This is a genomic window from Serratia sp. CY83965 (genome assembly GCF_052166375.1).
Classification (GTDB): Bacteria; Pseudomonadota; Gammaproteobacteria; order Enterobacterales; family Enterobacteriaceae; genus Serratia; species Serratia marcescens.
The window spans coordinates 268,786-283,062 of record NZ_JBJNOV010000001.1; the positions used below are offsets into that span (position 1 = coordinate 268,786).

Sequence of the window (14,277 nt, forward strand, 5' to 3'; positions counted from 1 at the left end):
AAGCGCGAATTTTCACTCTCGCGCCAGTGCGGAATTCAGAATGGGAATGAGATCAGCTCGACGGCGTCGGCGCTGACTTTGATCATCGATCCTTCGACGTGCCAGGCACCCAGCACCGCACGATGGGCTTCGCCATTGCTCAGCGCCAGTCGGTGCACCGCCGGGCGATGGGTATGGCCGTGGATCATCCAGTGCACGTCGTGGCGCAGCATGGTTTGTTCGACCGCCTGCGGGTTGACGTCCATGATGGCGTCCGACTTGCCTTGGTTGGATTGCTGGCTGCGGGCGCGCATCTTGGCGGCGATTTTCAGTCGCCAGCGCAGCGGCATCGCGAGGAACAGTTTTTGAATCAGCGGGTTGTGCACTTTACGGCGGAATTGCTGATAGGCTTGATCGTCGGTGCACAGGGTGTCGCCGTGCAGGATCAGGATCCTGCGGCCGTACAGCTCCAGCACTTTTTCTTCCGGCAGCAGCTGCATGCCGCTGGCGTGGGCGAAGCGCTTGCCGAGCAGAAAATCGCGGTTGCCGTGGATGAAATAGCAGGGCACGCCGGCCTGTTGCAGCGCTTTCAGCGCCGCGGCGATCTCCGCGTGCAGCGGCTCGGGATCGTCGTCGCCGATCCAGGCCTCAAACAGGTCGCCGAGGATGTACAGCGCGTCGGCGTGCATCGCTTCGCGCCGTAAAAAACGCAGAAAACCGGCAGTGATTGCCGGTTCCTGTGCGCACAAGTGCAGATCTGCGATGAACAGCGTACTCATGCAGCCGCGATTACTCGCTGACGGTCACGCTGTTGATGACGACGTCTTCTACCGGTACGTCCTGGTGCATGCCGCTGCGGCCGGTTTTCACGCCTTTGATCTTGTTGACCACGTCCATGCCTTCAACCACTTCAGCGAACACGCAGTAGCCCCAGCCCTGCACGTTTTCGCCGCGGAAGTTCAGGAAGTCGTTGTCAGCCACGTTGATGAAGAACTGTGCGGTGGCGGAGTGCGGATCGTTGGTACGCGCCATTGCCAGGGTGCCGATGGTGTTTTTCAGACCGTTGTTGGCTTCGTTCTTGATAGCCGCATTGGTCGCTTTCTGGTTCATGCCCGGCTCGAAACCGCCGCCCTGGATCATGAAGCCGTTGATCACACGGTGGAAGATGGTGTTGTCGTAGAAACCGGCGCGGCAGTAGTTCAGGAAGTTTTCAACGGTAACCGGCGCTTTGTCAGCAAAGGTCTTGATGACGATATCGCCGTGATTGGTGTGGAAAGTAACCATAGTTTTAATCCTAACAAGATGAAGTGAGACGCCACGTAAAGCGAGTGAACATTCAGACCGCCCTTATAACATATCCGCCCCGGCGAGTCAGCAGCGGGTCAACCGCGCACTGTCTGTGGTAATTGTTTTATTGTTATATTATAACAATAATGCCGACGGCCGGATTTTACGCGTTTTCTTCGCGTGAAATCAGCAAAGCTTGGCCTTAACCTTGCAATAGATCAGGCTTCAGGTTTCAATACGCTACCGGGCGTAAAACCTGAAGCCCGGTTATCTTTTTTGTTATCACGCACACCACGGAATCTCCCGATGCTAAAGATTTTTAATACCCTGAGTCGTCAAAAAGAGGAATTCAAACCCATTCATGCCGGGAAAGTGGGCATGTACGTGTGCGGGGTAACCATCTATGACCTGTGTCACATCGGCCACGGTCGTACCTTTGTCGCTTTCGACGTGGTGGCGCGTTATCTGCGCTATCTCGGCTATTCGCTGAACTACGTGCGCAACGTCACCGACGTAGACGACAAAATCATTCGCCGCGCGGCGGAAAATCATGAGACTTGCGACCAGCTGACCGAACGCATGCTGGCGGAAATGCACGCCGACTTCGACGCGCTGCTGATCGATCGTCCGGATCAAGAGCCGCGCGCGACCCAGCACATCGCCGAGATCATCGAGATCACGCAGCGTCTTATCGATCGCGATCACGCTTACGTGGCCAGCAACGGCGACGTGATGTTCTCCATCGACAGCGATCCGCAATACGGCCTGCTGTCGCGTCAGGATCTGGATCAGCTGCAGGCCGGCGCGCGCGTGGAGATCGACGACGTGAAGCGCAACCCGATGGACTTCGTGCTGTGGAAAATGTCCAAGCCGGGCGAGCCGAGCTGGCAGTCGCCGTGGGGGCCGGGCCGTCCGGGCTGGCACATCGAATGCTCCGCCATGAACTGCAAACAGCTGGGCACCCACTTCGACATCCACGGCGGCGGTTCCGATCTAATGTTCCCGCACCACGAGAACGAGATCGCGCAGTCGAGCTGCGCCCACGATGGCCCGTACGTCAATTACTGGATGCACTCCGGCATGGTGATGATCGACAAAGAGAAGATGTCCAAATCGCTCGATAACTTCTTCACCATCCGCGACGTGCTCGGCCATTACGATGCGGAGACGGTGCGTTACTTCCTGATGTCCGGCCACTATCGCAGCCAGCTGAACTACAGCGAAGAGAACCTCAAGCAGGCGCGCACCGCGCTGGAGCGCCTCTATACCGCGCTGCGTGGCACCGACGCCGATGCCGTGCCGGCCGGCGGCGAAGCGTTCGAAGCCCGCTTCCGCGAAGCGATGGACGACGACTTCAACACTCCGGAAGCCTACTCGGCGCTGTTCGATCTGGCCCGTGAGGTTAACCGCCTGAAGAGCGAAGACATGGCGGCGGCCAATGGCATGGCGGCGGAACTGCGCAAGCTGGCGAAAGTGCTCGGCCTGCTGCAGCAGGAGCCGGAGCAGTTCCTGCAAGGGGGCGCACAGGTTGACGACGGCGAAGTGGCGGAGATTGAAGCGCTGATCAAACAGCGTAACGAAGCGCGCGCCGCCAAGGACTGGGCGCTGGCGGATGCCGCTCGCGATCGGTTGAACGAGATGAACATCGTGCTGGAAGACGGCCCGCAGGGCACCACCTGGCGCCGTAAGTAAGCCGACAGAAGGAAACAAAAAAGGCGCTGAATTCAGCGCCTTTTTCTATGGCTGCGGGTTAGGGTTTAACCATGACCTTGCCGCCGTTGAACTCCACCACCTGATCGGCGACGATCTTGCAGCGCTTGCGGGTTTCGACCTTGCCGTCGACTTTCACCAGCCCTTCGGCGATGACTTCTTTGGCGGCGCCGCCGCTTTCACACCAGCCCTGGAACTTCAGCAGATCGCACAGTTCGACATGGGGATGATTGTCCAGATTGAAAATTTCCATACTGCCTTACTTATTTAGGTTGAACGTCGTGATATTCCTCGCAGGCCTGCAAGGTATTTTGGATCAGTGTAGCCACGGTCATCGGGCCAACGCCACCCGGCACCGGGGTGATGTAGGCGGCGCGCTCGCTGGCGGCGTCGAAGTCGACATCGCCCACCACTTTACCGCTTTCCAGACGGTTGATGCCGACGTCCACTACGATGGCGCCCGGTTTGATCCAGTCGCCCGGGATGAAGCCCGGTTTGCCAACCGCCACCACCAGCAGATCGGCGTTCTCGACGTGGTGACGCAGATTTTTGGTGAAACGGTGGGTGACGGTGGTGGTGCAACCGGCCAGCAGCAGCTCCATGCTCATCGGGCGGCCGACGATGTTGGAGGCGCCGACCACCACAGCGTTCAGGCCGTAGGTATCGATGTTATAACGCTCCAGCAGGGTGACGATGCCGCGCGGCGTGCACGGGCGCAGCTTGGGCGCGCGTTGGCACAGGCGACCGACGTTGTAGGGGTGGAAGCCATCGACGTCTTTGTCCGGATGGATGCGTTCCAGCACCTTGACGTTATCGATGCCGGCCGGCAGCGGCAGCTGCACCAGAATGCCGTCGATTTCCGCGTCGGCGTTCAGCTGGTCGATCAACGCCAACAGCTCGGCTTCACTGGTGGCAGCGGGCAGGTCGTAGGAGCGGGAGAGGAAGCCGACTTCATCGCAGGCGCGGCGCTTGCTGGCGACGTAAATTTGCGAAGCCGGATTCTCGCCGACCAGCACAACCGCCAGCCCTGGGGCGCGCTTGCCGGCCGCCAGACGTTGTTTCACTTGCTCAGCCACTTCGTTTCTAACCTGCTGCGCAATCGTTTTACCATCAATAATCTTTGCTGACATCAGTGTGGAAATCCATCAATTAAGAAAAGCGGGGATGCCGCTATTCTGTCAGAAGCTGAGCGCGCTGTCAGGCGCAGAATCACCCTCGCCGCCGTTAGCGAGACCGATTTACGCTTTTTTTATGCCGACTTCAGGAACCTCTACGCCATTTTTACCGGCATTTGCATACGCTGGGGCCATACACAGGGCGAAAGAGGGCAGGATCATGAGAGCGATAACCCGGCTTTATCCGTTGCATCATCAGCCTGATCAGCAACCGGCGCAGCCTAAGCACGTTGGCGAAACGGTGTTCGATTCTTCGCTGCACCCGGCGGACGGCGCGCAGCTGACAGCGTTGCATCAGCTCGGCCGGCGCGAAGCGGCGCCGTCGTGGCGGGTACGCCTGAGCGCGCTGTGGCGGAAGCTGTGCGCATGAACGGCTGCGCATGGGTAGGCTGCATGCTATGGCTGCTTTGGGCGCCATGGAGCCAGGCTTCTTTAAACAGCGCGCGCCCTGACGCCGCATGGGTTGAAAGCGTGACGGCGACTTGCAACACACGGGTGATTGAGCATGCCGATTGGGGGGACATTGCCGCAGTGGTGCAGTCTACGCGCCTTTGTCTGCGGCGGGGCGGTGGGCGGCAAGAGGCTGAGCGCACGCCGATTTACGTAGGCGTTGGCCTGGTTCAGCATAACGGTGCCGGTTGACGAGAACCCTCGCCGCGCGGGCGCTGGCGGAAAAAACGCCATAAAGCACGGCCGCCGTCGTAACGTCATGAAAAGGCATTGACTCGCTAACCTCTGACCGTATAATCCCAACCCGCAGCCGCAGGTTGCCGCATCTCAATGCGCCCTTAGCTCAGTTGGATAGAGCAACGGCCTTCTAAGCCGTAGGTCATAGGTTCGAATCCTATAGGGCGTGCCATTAAGTATCAATGAGTTACGCATTTCATCCCGTCTTTCCAATTTCATCATAGGACAGATTTGGGACTAAACCTTCGAAAATCGCATCAATTTGCCTCGCATGCTCAGTGTGCAAGGTGAGCGTATCGCTGTACCATTCCTATGCTCTCCCAGTCGCCCATTTCTTGCAGTACCGAAAGTGGCACACCGGTCTGAAGCAATTTGCTTGCCCACGTATGCCGCTGTTTTTTGCGTCATGTGGGAGCGATATGAGAAAGTCATAAAAATGGCCACGCTAAAGGATAGGCTATTTGGTAGAGCGGCAATTAATATGCGTAAAGGATTAAAGGCGCTGAAGTAACTTAAAGAATTTTCCCTTCCATCACGTAAAAATCTCCACTCATCGTTGTGTAGTAAGCATAAGAAATGTTTTTTTCGAAATTATCGCAGTGAACAACGGTATTTTTATCGGACTCTTGCCAGGAAATCATGAAATAGCCGTCAGCCAATGAACGCCACTGGAAAGGCACATTCATAATGGTTCCGCGAAGTTCTCCGTTTAGAAACTCAACGGTAATGGTGTTTTCACTGGCATGGTAGGCGTTTTTAACTTCGAGACCATTGTCCATCTTGATGGTAAAAGATTGACCGGCATAAGGAAATTTTACAGCCATTGTCGCAACTCCTTTAATGTGTCGTATCTGAAAAGCGGCGGTGAAGCACGCTGCTATCCCGAATCACTCGTGCCTAAGACGGGAGTGAGGTCAGCCAGCTGAGCGTTAAGCGGCTGGATAGGGCCATAGTAGAGAGGGCGCATCGGTGGAAAAAGGGACCGGCGGGCAATTCACTTTTCTCTTTTTGTTCATAAAGAGGACGGGCGGCTGGTTACTGTTCACTGCGGGGACAGTGGGGTTTAAGTGACGGGTCTTTGCCTGGCACCGAACGCGGTCACAGGAAACGGCAAGCGGCATTGAACCTTCGTTTAGTTTGTCGCGCTACAATAGGCGAAAATTTCCCCATGGAGCCTATCGTGCGCAAATCCAGATTCCTGCTCGTGACCTTGCTGTGCCTGTGCGCCGCTGCCGTGCTGTACGTTATGGCATATCGGGCACTGGGGCATTACCTCAGCGACGGCGAGAAGGCCTACCCGGATATCAGCGTTGAAATTCGCTGAGGGCCGTGCGGCCTGAAGGGGACTGCGCCGATTTTTTCGCACTGATTTACCCGCCATTTACCCGCCGTCGGCAATGATGACGCTGCGTCTCCACATTGTGTGGTTCTTTTGGGCGGAATGCGGTTATGTCACTGCAGCAGGTATCGAATGTTTCTTTGAGCAACAACGGCTTAAAGGGCATCGGTTACAAACATTATGCGTTGGCGATCGTGGCGTTTTCGGCGCTCGTACGGTCTATTTCCTTAACGGACAGGTATTTTTGGTGCGATGAAGCCTCCAGCGTGCTGACCAGCCGTTACGATGTGGGCGCTTTGCTCTATCACGCTTCCTTCGATGTTCACCCGCCGTTTTATTACCTGCTGCTGCATGGCTGGATGGCGCTGTTTGGCGACGGCATTCTGGCGGCCCGCTCGCTGAGTCTGGTGTTCGGCGTGATGACGGTGGCGCTGGCGATGCGCTTTACCCGTTGGCTGGCCAATGAGCGGGCGGCGCTGATCGCGGGATGGCTGATGGCGATCATGCCGATGGCGGTGCGCTACAGCCAGGAGGCGCGCATGTATGCGCTGATGGGGCTGCTGGCGATCGCCGCCGCCATGGCGTTGGCGAAGTGGCTGAAAACGCCGGATAACCGCCGTTATCTGGCGCTGTATGCGTTAGTGATGACGCTAAGCTTTTATACCCATTACTTCACGATTTTCACGCTGATCGCTCACTGGATGGTGCTGCTGGCGCTGTCGTGCCGCCGCGAAGGCGAACGTTACATCAAACGGCCGGCGTGGTGGTTGGCCAATGCGGCGATCGGGATGGCCTACATTCCCTGGCTGCTGGCGCTGTTCAATCTGCTGGCGCATATCGCCGAACTGCGGGTCGGCGGCGACGTCGGTTGGATCCCTCGGGTTTCCTGGGGCGATCTGCCCGCGATGTATTGGCGTTTTCTCACTGGGCATGATGGCAGCAACTATCCCATGGCCATTCTCTGGCTGTTGCCGGCGATGTTTGTCGCGTTGTGTTCATTGCTGCTGTGGCGGCGGGAGACGCCGAGAACATTCTCTCTGTTGTTGCTTGGCGGGATTCTGATCCCGGTGACGCTGGTCTTCGCCATTTCCTGGCGCTCGCCGCTGTTTGTCGATCGCTACCTCTATTCGGCCGCGCTCGGCATCCCGTTGGTGTTGGGTGTGCTGATCGCCAGAACGAAAAGCCGAGTGCGCGGGATCTCTTTGCTGCTGTTCTTCAGTTTGTTGTTCGGTTGCGGTGTGCGTAACGATTACCCGGTCGAGAAAGATGAGTTCAAGGTGATGGTGCACTACATCAACAGCCACTATCAGCTCAACGATGCGGTGGTGGTCAGCAACATGTTCAACTACCTGAGTTATGTGTATTACAACAAGAAGGGCTATCGCGCCTTGCTGTACACGCCGGCCAGGCCCAACGGCATCTCGGGTAAGCCCAATGCCTATGGTTTCGGTACCTTTTTCCACGATCGGGCGGCGCAGACCTACGTCGATAAGCTCAGCGCCTTATCGAAAGGCCATCGCCGGATTTGGCTGGTCAGCGGCGGCGATTTCAACCAGGACTTCGGCCGTTCGCCGCCGGGTTGGGTCAACACCGCTACCTTCAAGAGCGGCGGTTTTGAGTCGCGCCTGTTCGTGGTGCGTTGAGTAAAATGTCATATTTCCCATTCGGCGTTACATCTGGCCGAGCAAACTTACGCGGGGATGACAGTTCTATACATTGAGATTGGTACTGTAGCTCTACCCGATGATGTTGTGTGTTATCCATTCCCTGTAGTGTATTACCCCATCCCTGTTAAGTTTATCCCGCCTTGTGCGGGATTTTTTTTATCTGCGCATGCCTGGCGGGGTAACGCGATTTTTTTGAATAACACCGTCAGTTTTATTCGGTATTCAGTCGCTGCGCGCTTGATTAGATTGAACGCGAGAGGGGCGCCGTCGGCGCCTTTGTGCAATGAGTGGAGAATTTCTATGGCGAAGACAGTAGTGGTGTTTCATTCCGGCTACGGCCATACCGAGCGTTTGGCGAAAGTGGTGGCGGAAGGCGCCGGGGCGGAATTGATCGCCATCGATCAGAACGGCGATATCAGCGACGAAGCCTGGCAGACGCTGGATGAGGCGGACGCCATCATCTTTGGCTCGCCGACCTATATGGGCGGCCCATCCTGGCAGTTCAAGAAATTCGCCGACGCCAGCTCCAAAGCCTGGTTCGGCCGCAAGTGGCAAGACAAAGTGTTTGGCGGCTTTACCAACAGCGCCAGCCTGAACGGCGACAAGCAGGTGACGCTGATCGCGCTGCAGACGCTGGCTTCGCAACATGGCGGCCTGTGGGTCAGCCTGGGGCTGCTGCCGGCCAACACCAAATCGGCGCAGCGCACCGACGTCAATAACCTGGGCGGTTCGGTGGGGCTGCTGGTGCAGACCCCGGCGGATGCCGGCGTGGATGAGATGCTGTCGGGCGATCTGGCGACCGCCAAGCTCTATGGTCAGCGCGTGGCGGGCTTTGCCGCCAAACTGGCGTAATACCTATCGCGTAGATGGGACGGCGGTGCGGTTGAACGGATGCCGCGTTCATTTTCTCTGCACAATTGGCGTGTAATCTGCGAAATGTTATTAGCCTGCTTGGGCTAACACTGCATTTCGTACAAATATTCCCGGTTCCTAGGCCGGGTTTTTTGTTGCTAAGGTCTGCTTAAGCTTTCGCCGCTATACTGCGCGTCAGCATGGTCATGCAATGCATGGCCGTGTCGTAACTGTCGATTTGCTGTTGTTCAAGCAAGCCCGCTTCATGCGGGCTTTTTTTGGGTTGTTATTGCACAGGCGGCCCAGTTGCAGGAAAATAATCGCGCAGTGATTCAAACATCATTTAATGACCAATAACCATAAACTTATTAATGTAATTAACGCTGTCGGCGGCCTATTACGCCATGCGCTATGCTGACAGCAGAGTAGGTATTATTTGCTGACGCTATGCGGGGGGTTCCCGCCGCGGCCGCCTCAGGCTAAGAAAAGTCTGTTAATTAAATGTTAATGTTTTTTATTATTGATTTGTCTGGCTTTTTTGGTTGAAATTCGGATTGACTATCCCTCACTGGCCGGGCGAGCGAGTATGCACATTATTATTCTGGTTATTAGCAAAATATGGGCGAGGCGATGAACGCCAGAATAAACGCCAGGCATGGCCTGCCGCTAACGGTTCAGCTGATCAATCTTTTCATGCTGGCCTTTTTACTTTCCCTGGTGGGTATTCTTAGCCGGCCAATTGGCTCGCTTTCCTTATTTTGGCCGGTGAATGCGATTCTGCTCGGTCTGCTGCTGCGCAAACCCATTTACGCCACGCCGCTCGGCTGGCTTACCACCTATCTGGGCATGATAGTCGCCGATCTCATTACCGGCGAAGGCTGGTCCCTGGCGCTGTGGCTGAACGCCTGCAACATGTCGCTGATCGCCGTCGGTTACGGCATCATGCTGATGCTGCCCCAATCTCAACGGCGCATGGGCAAGCCCCAGGCGATACTCTATATGTTCAGCGCCAGTTTGGCCGGCGCGGCGGTGGCGTCGACGCTGTCGGTGCTGCGTAATGACAGCCTCTATAACAACACGGTGGTGATCGCCTGGCTGGCCTGGTTCAGTGAGCAGTTCTCGACGACCTTGCTGCTGTTGCCGGTGCTGATGGCGGCGCCGCGGCTGAAGCAACTGTTGCGCATGCAGGTGCGTTGGCGTTTGCAAGGTTGCCTGCCGCTGCTGGCGCTGCTGCTGTCGCTGGTGTTCAGCGTCTATATCGGCGGGCCGGGTGCTATCGCCTTCCCGATCCCGGCGCTGCTGTGGTGCGCGGTGCGCTACCAGCTGTTCCCCGTGACGTTGCTGACGCTATTGACCGGCATGACCGAGATCAGCAGCATTTCCGCCAACCTGATGCTGTATGAAACGCCGAACAACCACAACGCCTTCCTCGATACGCTGATGTCCGCCCGACTGGGCATCGCCATGCTGGTGATGGGGCCGCTGATCCTCGCCAGCTCTATCGCCGCCAACCGCAAGCTGATGCGGCGTCTGGAGCACAGCGCCAACCACGATTTTTTGACCGGCGTGCTGGCGCGCAGCGCGATGACGCGTAAAGCGGGCGAGCTGCTGGAGCATAAACATCGCTCCAAAGAGGCGGTATCGCTGTTGCTGATCGACATTGATCATTTCAAGCAGATCAACGATACGCACGGCCACAGCGCCGGCGATCAGGTTTTGGCGTCGTTTGCGCACATCGTGCGGCGCGAGCTGCGGCACGATCAGCTGTTCGGCCGCCTGGGCGGGGAAGAGTTCGCCATCATGCTGCCGCGCGCGTTGGCGGCGCAGGGCGTGGCGTTGGGGGAACATTTGCGCCGGCTGGTGGAGCAGACGGCGCTGCAGGTGGAAGGCAAGCAGACGTTGAAAATCACCATCAGCGTCGGCGTCGCCAGCCTGGCGATGAACGAAGTGAAATCGCTGGAGCAACTGATGAACATGGCGGATATCGCGCTGTATCGCGCCAAATCGCAGGGGCGTAATCGGGTGGAGTCGTTCAACGTGGTGAACGGCAACAGCGTCGAGCATATCCTGTTCCGTTAGGGCTCGACGCCGGGCAACCGTTGCTTACAGGCTTTTCAGCGCCTTGATGGTTTCATCCATGTCGATCTCGTGCTCGGAGAAGGTATGGGTGGTGTTCTGGAAAGTGGTGATGGTCAGCATGCGCAGCGTTTGCATGGCCTGTGCCTGCTCTTCTGACTGCGGGCGAATGCGATTCATCAGCAGGCCGACCGACAGCACGGTGTTCTCTTTATCCACATCGGCTTTGACCGGCACTTCCTTGGTGAAGGTATTGAAAGACTTGATGCTGGTGATCTTGATTCTTTCATTGGCGATGATGATGTATTTGCTGGGCGCCAACACTTTGACCGCATAAGCCGACGGACCTTTGGTGTTATTGGTCGGTTCGAAGGTCACCGCCGCGTTTTTCTTAATCAGCTCCGGATTCTGCACTTTAATCACGTGAAAATAACGATTTTCTCCGTTCTCGTCGGTAATAAAGCCGAAGCCTTTGTCTTCAAAAAAAGTCGTTATCTTGCCGTTCATCGCTATTCTCACAAAAGGGATCAATACAGCGCTTATGATAGCGCGGAATGCCTTGCAGCGACAGATTGCGCGGGCGGCATTTAGTCATGCGATAACGGCATTTAGCGGCTTTCCCCCCACATGCTATGTTCATGCTGACTTCATTCAATGCGAAAAAGGAATATCGATGGGCATCAAACGTCTCAATCACGCCGTGCTGTATGTCAGCGACGTGCGGCAGAGCGCCGACTTTTATCATCAGGTCTTGGGCTTCAAGCTGAAGCCGTCCGACAGCCCCGACCGGGCGGTATTTACCCAGGCCGCCGATTCGGACAACGATCACGATTTGGCGCTGTTCAGCAAGAATCTGGGCCAGCAGCGCGCCGGGGTGTTTCGCGCCAACAACGAGCCGCCGGCAGAGCATGAGCCACCGGCCGGGCTGTACCATCTGGCCTGGGAAGTGGACAGTCTGGAAGAGCTGGAGCGCATTCGTCACCAGCTGGCCGAACGCGGCATTCTCGGGCTGGAAGAGGATCACGGCGTACACAAAAGCATTTATGGCCACGATCCGGACGGACTGCTGTTTGAGGTGACCTGGTTTATTCCGCCGGCGCTGCTGACCGAAGAGGATAAAAACCGGCAGGGAATTCGCCCGCTGGATTTCGCCGCCGAGAAGCGGCGTTTCGCCGGCCTGTAAGCGGATCAGGTGCGGGGCGCCGCGGCGCCCCGACGATCACAGCACTTTGTTGAGGAAGTTAACGGTGCGCGGGTGCTGCGGCTGAGCCAGCACCTGCCTGGCGTCGCCCTGTTCGACGATCTGCCCGTCGACCATAAACACCACCCGATCCGCCGCTTCGCGCGCAAAGCCGATTTCATGCGTGACTACCACCAGCGTGACGCCCAGATCCGCCAATCCCTTAATCACGTCCAGCACTTCGCCGACCAGCTCGGGATCGAGCGCGGAGGTCGGCTCATCGAACAGGATCACCTTCGGGTTCAGCGCCAGCGCGCGCGCGATGGCGATGCGCTGCTGCTGGCCACCGGAGAGGTGGCGCGGGTAGGCATCCGCCTTGTGGCGCAGCCCGACGGTATCCAGAAGTTCATAGGCCACCGCCTTCGCCCGTTCGCGGGAGTGAATTTTGTGCACCACCGGCGCTTCGATGATGTTTTCCAGCACCGTCAGGTGCGGGAACAGGTTGAAGTTTTGGAACACGTAGCCGACGTTGATGCGCTGCCGGAGAATGGCCTTTTCCTTCAGCTCGTACAGCCGGTTGCCCTTGCGGCGGTAACCGACGTAGTCGCCGTCGATGCGGATAAAGCCTTCGTCCACGCGCTCCAGATGGTTGATCGCCCGCAGCAGCGTCGATTTGCCGGAGCCGGAAGGCCCGAGGATCACGGTTACGGTGCCCGGCTGCAGCGTCAGGCTGACGTCGTCCAGCGCCTTGTGTTTGCCGAAAAACTTGCTGACGTTGCTGATTTCGATCAGGCCGCGCGCCGGCACCGGGGTGAGATTGCGCGCCGGCTGTTCGGGCAAGGCGTAATAATCAATGGCTTCAGACATGCGGGTCTCCTAACGTTTTAGCCAGCCGGCCAGTTTCTGCCAGGGCGTCGGCGGCAGTTCGCGCACCGCGCCCCGAGCAAAATAGCGCTCGATGTAGTATTGGATCACCGACAGCGCGGTGGTGATGAACAGATACCAGACGGTGGCGACCATCAGCAGCGGTATCACCTGCTGAGTGCGGTTATAGATCACCTGGATGGTGTAAAACAGCTCCGGCAGCGCCAGCACGTAAACGATCGAGGTGCCTTTCGCCAGGCTGATGATCTCGTTGAAGCCGGTCGGAATAATGGAGCGCAGCGCCTGCGGCAGAATAATGCGGAAGGTGCGGCGATAGCCCGGCAGGCCCAGCGCCGCCGCCGCCTCGTGCTGGCCGTAATCTACGCCCAGAATACCGCCGCGGATGATCTCGGCGGTGTAGGCGGACTGCACCAGCGTCAGGCCCAGCACCGCCACGGCGAACTGGCCGAGGATGTCGATGGTCGGGTAACTGGCGAACACCACCGAGGTAAAGGGAATGCCCAGCGAGATGGCGTCGTACAGATAGGAAAAGTTATACAGGATGATCAGCACCAGGATCAGCGGCAGCGAGCGAAACAGCCAGATATACCCCCAGGCCAGCGACGCCAACAGGTAAGAGCGCGACAGCCGCGCCAGCGCCAGCAGGGTGCCGAACAGGATGCTGAACAACGTGCCGAGCAGCGTCAGCAGCAGGGTCTGTCCCAGCCCCGCCAGCACCGCCGGGGCGAAGAACCACTCGGCGAACACGCCCCATTCCCAGCGCGCGTTGCCCGCCACCGATTGCACGATGGCGGCCAGAATAAACAGCGAGAACAGGGCGCCGATCAGCCGCAGCGGATAGCGGGCGGGCACCACTTTCAAGACTTCTTGTTTGGACATGTCATGTCTCCTGACTACAGATAAAAGGGGTTTAGGCGATTTTCCTTTCTGACGCGCAACAACACGCGTCCTCTGCAATCAGGCTTTTGCGGAACGGCAGGCGGCCATCGTAGGGCGGGCGGCTGTAAACCTCGCTGTCAACGGTGGGATCGAACTGCGGCTGGTAACCGTTGCTCAGGTACAGGCCCACCGCTTCGGGCTGGCGAAAGCCGGTGGTCAGGTAGAGCCGGCGATACCCCTGCGCCAGCGCCAGCGTTTCCAACTGCTGCAACACCCGCTGCGCCAGGCCCTGGCGGCGCAGATCGCCCCGGGTCCAGATGCGCTTCAGCTCGGCGGTTTGCCCGTCATAGCGTTTGAAGGCGCCCATGGCGATCGGCGCACCGGCGCGCAGCAGCACGATGAAGGCGCCCTGCGGCGGCGCGTACAGGTCCAGCGGTTCCGGTTCCTGGTCACCAAAATAGTCGCCGTAGCGCTGACGATATTCGCCGAACAGCCCCTCGATCACCGGGGCGATCAGCGGATCGGTCGGCAGCGTCTGAATGAAAGTGTCTTGCGTCATCG

General features: G+C 57.9%; 16 protein-coding genes, 1 tRNA gene and 1 pseudogene. 8 read left to right on the forward strand and 10 right to left on the reverse strand.

The window, feature by feature from the left end; genetic code table 11:
- Window positions 1-35: 35 nt before the first annotated feature.
- Together ACJ8PL_RS01315 and ppiB are read right to left on the reverse strand one after the other, a co-directional pair.
- Window positions 36-758 (reverse strand): UDP-2,3-diacylglucosamine diphosphatase, encoded by a 723-nt coding sequence (locus tag ACJ8PL_RS01315; RefSeq protein WP_306376643.1) that lies wholly within the window; start codon window positions 756-758, stop codon window positions 36-38.
- Between the two features lie 10 nt (window positions 759-768).
- The gene (gene ppiB / locus ACJ8PL_RS01320) at window positions 769-1,263 is read right to left on the reverse strand and encodes a peptidylprolyl isomerase B (RefSeq protein ID WP_016928800.1); all 495 of its coding nucleotides are present in this window, start codon (window positions 1,261-1,263) and stop codon (window positions 769-771) included.
- A 309-nt stretch (window positions 1,264-1,572) separates the two neighbouring features.
- On the opposite strand from ppiB, the gene cysS reads away from it, so the two are divergent.
- Window positions 1,573-2,958, forward strand: a complete 1,386-nt coding sequence (cysS, locus tag ACJ8PL_RS01325) for a cysteine--tRNA ligase (RefSeq protein ID WP_016928799.1) — start codon at window positions 1,573-1,575, stop codon at window positions 2,956-2,958.
- Window positions 2,959-3,016: 58 nt separating this feature from the next.
- On the opposite strand, the gene ybcJ is transcribed toward cysS, so the two are convergent.
- Window positions 3,017-3,229 carry a ribosome-associated protein YbcJ gene (gene ybcJ, locus ACJ8PL_RS01330; RefSeq protein ID WP_015376914.1) on the reverse strand — a complete coding sequence of 71 codons (213 nt, stop codon included), beginning with the start codon at window positions 3,227-3,229 and terminating at the stop codon, window positions 3,017-3,019.
- 10 nt (window positions 3,230-3,239) lie between these two features.
- Window positions 3,240-4,106 carry a bifunctional methylenetetrahydrofolate dehydrogenase/methenyltetrahydrofolate cyclohydrolase FolD gene (folD, locus tag ACJ8PL_RS01335; protein WP_016928798.1) on the reverse strand — a complete coding sequence of 289 codons (867 nt, stop codon included), beginning with the start codon at window positions 4,104-4,106 and terminating at the stop codon, window positions 3,240-3,242.
- A gap of 205 nt (window positions 4,107-4,311) precedes the next feature.
- On the opposite strand from folD, the gene ACJ8PL_RS01340 reads away from it, so the two are divergent.
- Window positions 4,312-4,521: a hypothetical protein gene (locus ACJ8PL_RS01340; protein ID WP_028128232.1), complete on the forward strand. Its 210-nt coding sequence runs from the start codon at window positions 4,312-4,314 to the stop codon at window positions 4,519-4,521.
- Window positions 4,522-4,933: 412 nt separating this feature from the next.
- A tRNA-Arg gene (locus tag ACJ8PL_RS01345) sits at window positions 4,934-5,010 on the forward strand.
- A gap of 24 nt (window positions 5,011-5,034) precedes the next feature.
- Here the strand turns inward: ACJ8PL_RS01345 and ACJ8PL_RS01350 are convergent.
- Window positions 5,035-5,230: pseudogene (locus tag ACJ8PL_RS01350) on the reverse strand (tyrosine-type recombinase/integrase); the annotation flags it as partial.
- A gap of 120 nt (window positions 5,231-5,350) precedes the next feature.
- Entirely contained in the window at window positions 5,351-5,662 is a 312-nt protein-coding gene (locus ACJ8PL_RS01355) for a MoaF-related domain-containing protein (RefSeq protein WP_033641103.1), read from the reverse strand.
- Between the two features lie 356 nt (window positions 5,663-6,018).
- Here ACJ8PL_RS01355 and ACJ8PL_RS01360 point away from each other — a divergent pair, with 356 nt between their 5' ends.
- The 4 genes from ACJ8PL_RS01360 to ACJ8PL_RS01375 all read left to right on the forward strand — a co-directional run bounded on the left by ACJ8PL_RS01360 (window position 6,019) and on the right by ACJ8PL_RS01375 (window position 10,775).
- Window positions 6,019-6,162: a hypothetical protein gene (locus ACJ8PL_RS01360; protein WP_016928795.1), complete on the forward strand. Its 144-nt coding sequence runs from the start codon at window positions 6,019-6,021 to the stop codon at window positions 6,160-6,162.
- Window positions 6,163-6,287: 125 nt separating this feature from the next.
- Window positions 6,288-7,820, forward strand: a complete 1,533-nt coding sequence (locus ACJ8PL_RS01365; RefSeq protein ID WP_197758195.1) for a glycosyltransferase family 39 protein — start codon at window positions 6,288-6,290, stop codon at window positions 7,818-7,820.
- Between the two features lie 324 nt (window positions 7,821-8,144).
- Window positions 8,145-8,696 carry a flavodoxin family protein gene (locus ACJ8PL_RS01370; protein WP_004940045.1) on the forward strand — a complete coding sequence of 184 codons (552 nt, stop codon included), beginning with the start codon at window positions 8,145-8,147 and terminating at the stop codon, window positions 8,694-8,696.
- 630 nt (window positions 8,697-9,326) lie between these two features.
- Window positions 9,327-10,775, forward strand: coding sequence for a sensor domain-containing diguanylate cyclase (locus tag ACJ8PL_RS01375; RefSeq protein ID WP_033634293.1), 1,449 nt, complete (start codon window positions 9,327-9,329; stop codon window positions 10,773-10,775).
- Between the two features lie 24 nt (window positions 10,776-10,799).
- Here the strand turns inward: ACJ8PL_RS01375 and ACJ8PL_RS01380 are convergent, their stop codons facing one another.
- Window positions 10,800-11,279, reverse strand: coding sequence for a cold-shock protein (locus ACJ8PL_RS01380; protein ID WP_016928791.1), 480 nt, complete (start codon window positions 11,277-11,279; stop codon window positions 10,800-10,802).
- Between the two features lie 166 nt (window positions 11,280-11,445).
- On the opposite strand from ACJ8PL_RS01380, the gene ACJ8PL_RS01385 reads away from it, so the two are divergent.
- Window positions 11,446-11,955, forward strand: a complete 510-nt coding sequence (locus tag ACJ8PL_RS01385; RefSeq protein ID WP_016928790.1) for a VOC family protein — start codon at window positions 11,446-11,448, stop codon at window positions 11,953-11,955.
- Between the two features lie 36 nt (window positions 11,956-11,991).
- Here ACJ8PL_RS01385 and ACJ8PL_RS01390 read toward each other — a convergent pair whose 3' ends face one another.
- The 3 genes from ACJ8PL_RS01390 to ACJ8PL_RS01400 are packed head-to-tail and all read right to left on the reverse strand — an operon-like array spanning window position 11,992 to window position 14,275.
- On the reverse strand, window positions 11,992-12,819 hold the full coding sequence (locus ACJ8PL_RS01390) for an amino acid ABC transporter ATP-binding protein (RefSeq protein ID WP_015376924.1): 828 nt from the start codon (window positions 12,817-12,819) through the stop codon (window positions 11,992-11,994).
- A 9-nt stretch (window positions 12,820-12,828) separates the two neighbouring features.
- Entirely contained in the window at window positions 12,829-13,716 is an 888-nt protein-coding gene (locus tag ACJ8PL_RS01395; protein WP_004940038.1) for an amino acid ABC transporter permease, read from the reverse strand.
- 31 nt (window positions 13,717-13,747) lie between these two features.
- Window positions 13,748-14,275, reverse strand: a complete 528-nt coding sequence (locus tag ACJ8PL_RS01400; protein ID WP_016928789.1) for a GNAT family N-acetyltransferase — start codon at window positions 14,273-14,275, stop codon at window positions 13,748-13,750.
- Window positions 14,276-14,277 lie beyond the last annotated feature (2 nt).

Excerpts from the sequence above, each read along its gene's own strand:
- ACJ8PL_RS01340 (WP_028128232.1), top strand. The coding sequence starts at position 4,312 with ATGAGAGCGATAACCCGGCTTTATCCGTTGCATCATCAGCCTGATCAG.
- ACJ8PL_RS01370 (WP_004940045.1), top strand. The coding sequence starts at position 8,145 with ATGGCGAAGACAGTAGTGGTGTTTCATTCCGGCTACGGCCATACCGAG.
- folD (WP_016928798.1), bottom strand. The coding sequence starts at position 4,106 with ATGTCAGCAAAGATTATTGATGGTAAAACGATTGCGCAGCAGGTTAGA.
- ACJ8PL_RS01390 (WP_015376924.1), bottom strand. The coding sequence starts at position 12,819 with ATGTCTGAAGCCATTGATTATTACGCCTTGCCCGAACAGCCGGCGCGC.
- ACJ8PL_RS01380 (WP_016928791.1), bottom strand. The coding sequence starts at position 11,279 with ATGAACGGCAAGATAACGACTTTTTTTGAAGACAAAGGCTTCGGCTTT.
- cysS (WP_016928799.1), top strand. The coding sequence starts at position 1,573 with ATGCTAAAGATTTTTAATACCCTGAGTCGTCAAAAAGAGGAATTCAAA.
- ACJ8PL_RS01400 (WP_016928789.1), bottom strand. The coding sequence starts at position 14,275 with ATGACGCAAGACACTTTCATTCAGACGCTGCCGACCGATCCGCTGATC.
- ybcJ (WP_015376914.1), bottom strand. The coding sequence starts at position 3,229 with ATGGAAATTTTCAATCTGGACAATCATCCCCATGTCGAACTGTGCGAT.
- ppiB (WP_016928800.1), bottom strand. The coding sequence starts at position 1,263 with ATGGTTACTTTCCACACCAATCACGGCGATATCGTCATCAAGACCTTT.
- ACJ8PL_RS01385 (WP_016928790.1), top strand. The coding sequence starts at position 11,446 with ATGGGCATCAAACGTCTCAATCACGCCGTGCTGTATGTCAGCGACGTG.
- ACJ8PL_RS01315 (WP_306376643.1), bottom strand. The coding sequence starts at position 758 with ATGAGTACGCTGTTCATCGCAGATCTGCACTTGTGCGCACAGGAACCG.
- ACJ8PL_RS01375 (WP_033634293.1), top strand. The coding sequence starts at position 9,327 with ATGAACGCCAGAATAAACGCCAGGCATGGCCTGCCGCTAACGGTTCAG.
- ACJ8PL_RS01365 (WP_197758195.1), top strand. The coding sequence starts at position 6,288 with ATGTCACTGCAGCAGGTATCGAATGTTTCTTTGAGCAACAACGGCTTA.
- ACJ8PL_RS01395 (WP_004940038.1), bottom strand. The coding sequence starts at position 13,716 with ATGTCCAAACAAGAAGTCTTGAAAGTGGTGCCCGCCCGCTATCCGCTG.
- ACJ8PL_RS01355 (WP_033641103.1), bottom strand. The coding sequence starts at position 5,662 with ATGGCTGTAAAATTTCCTTATGCCGGTCAATCTTTTACCATCAAGATG.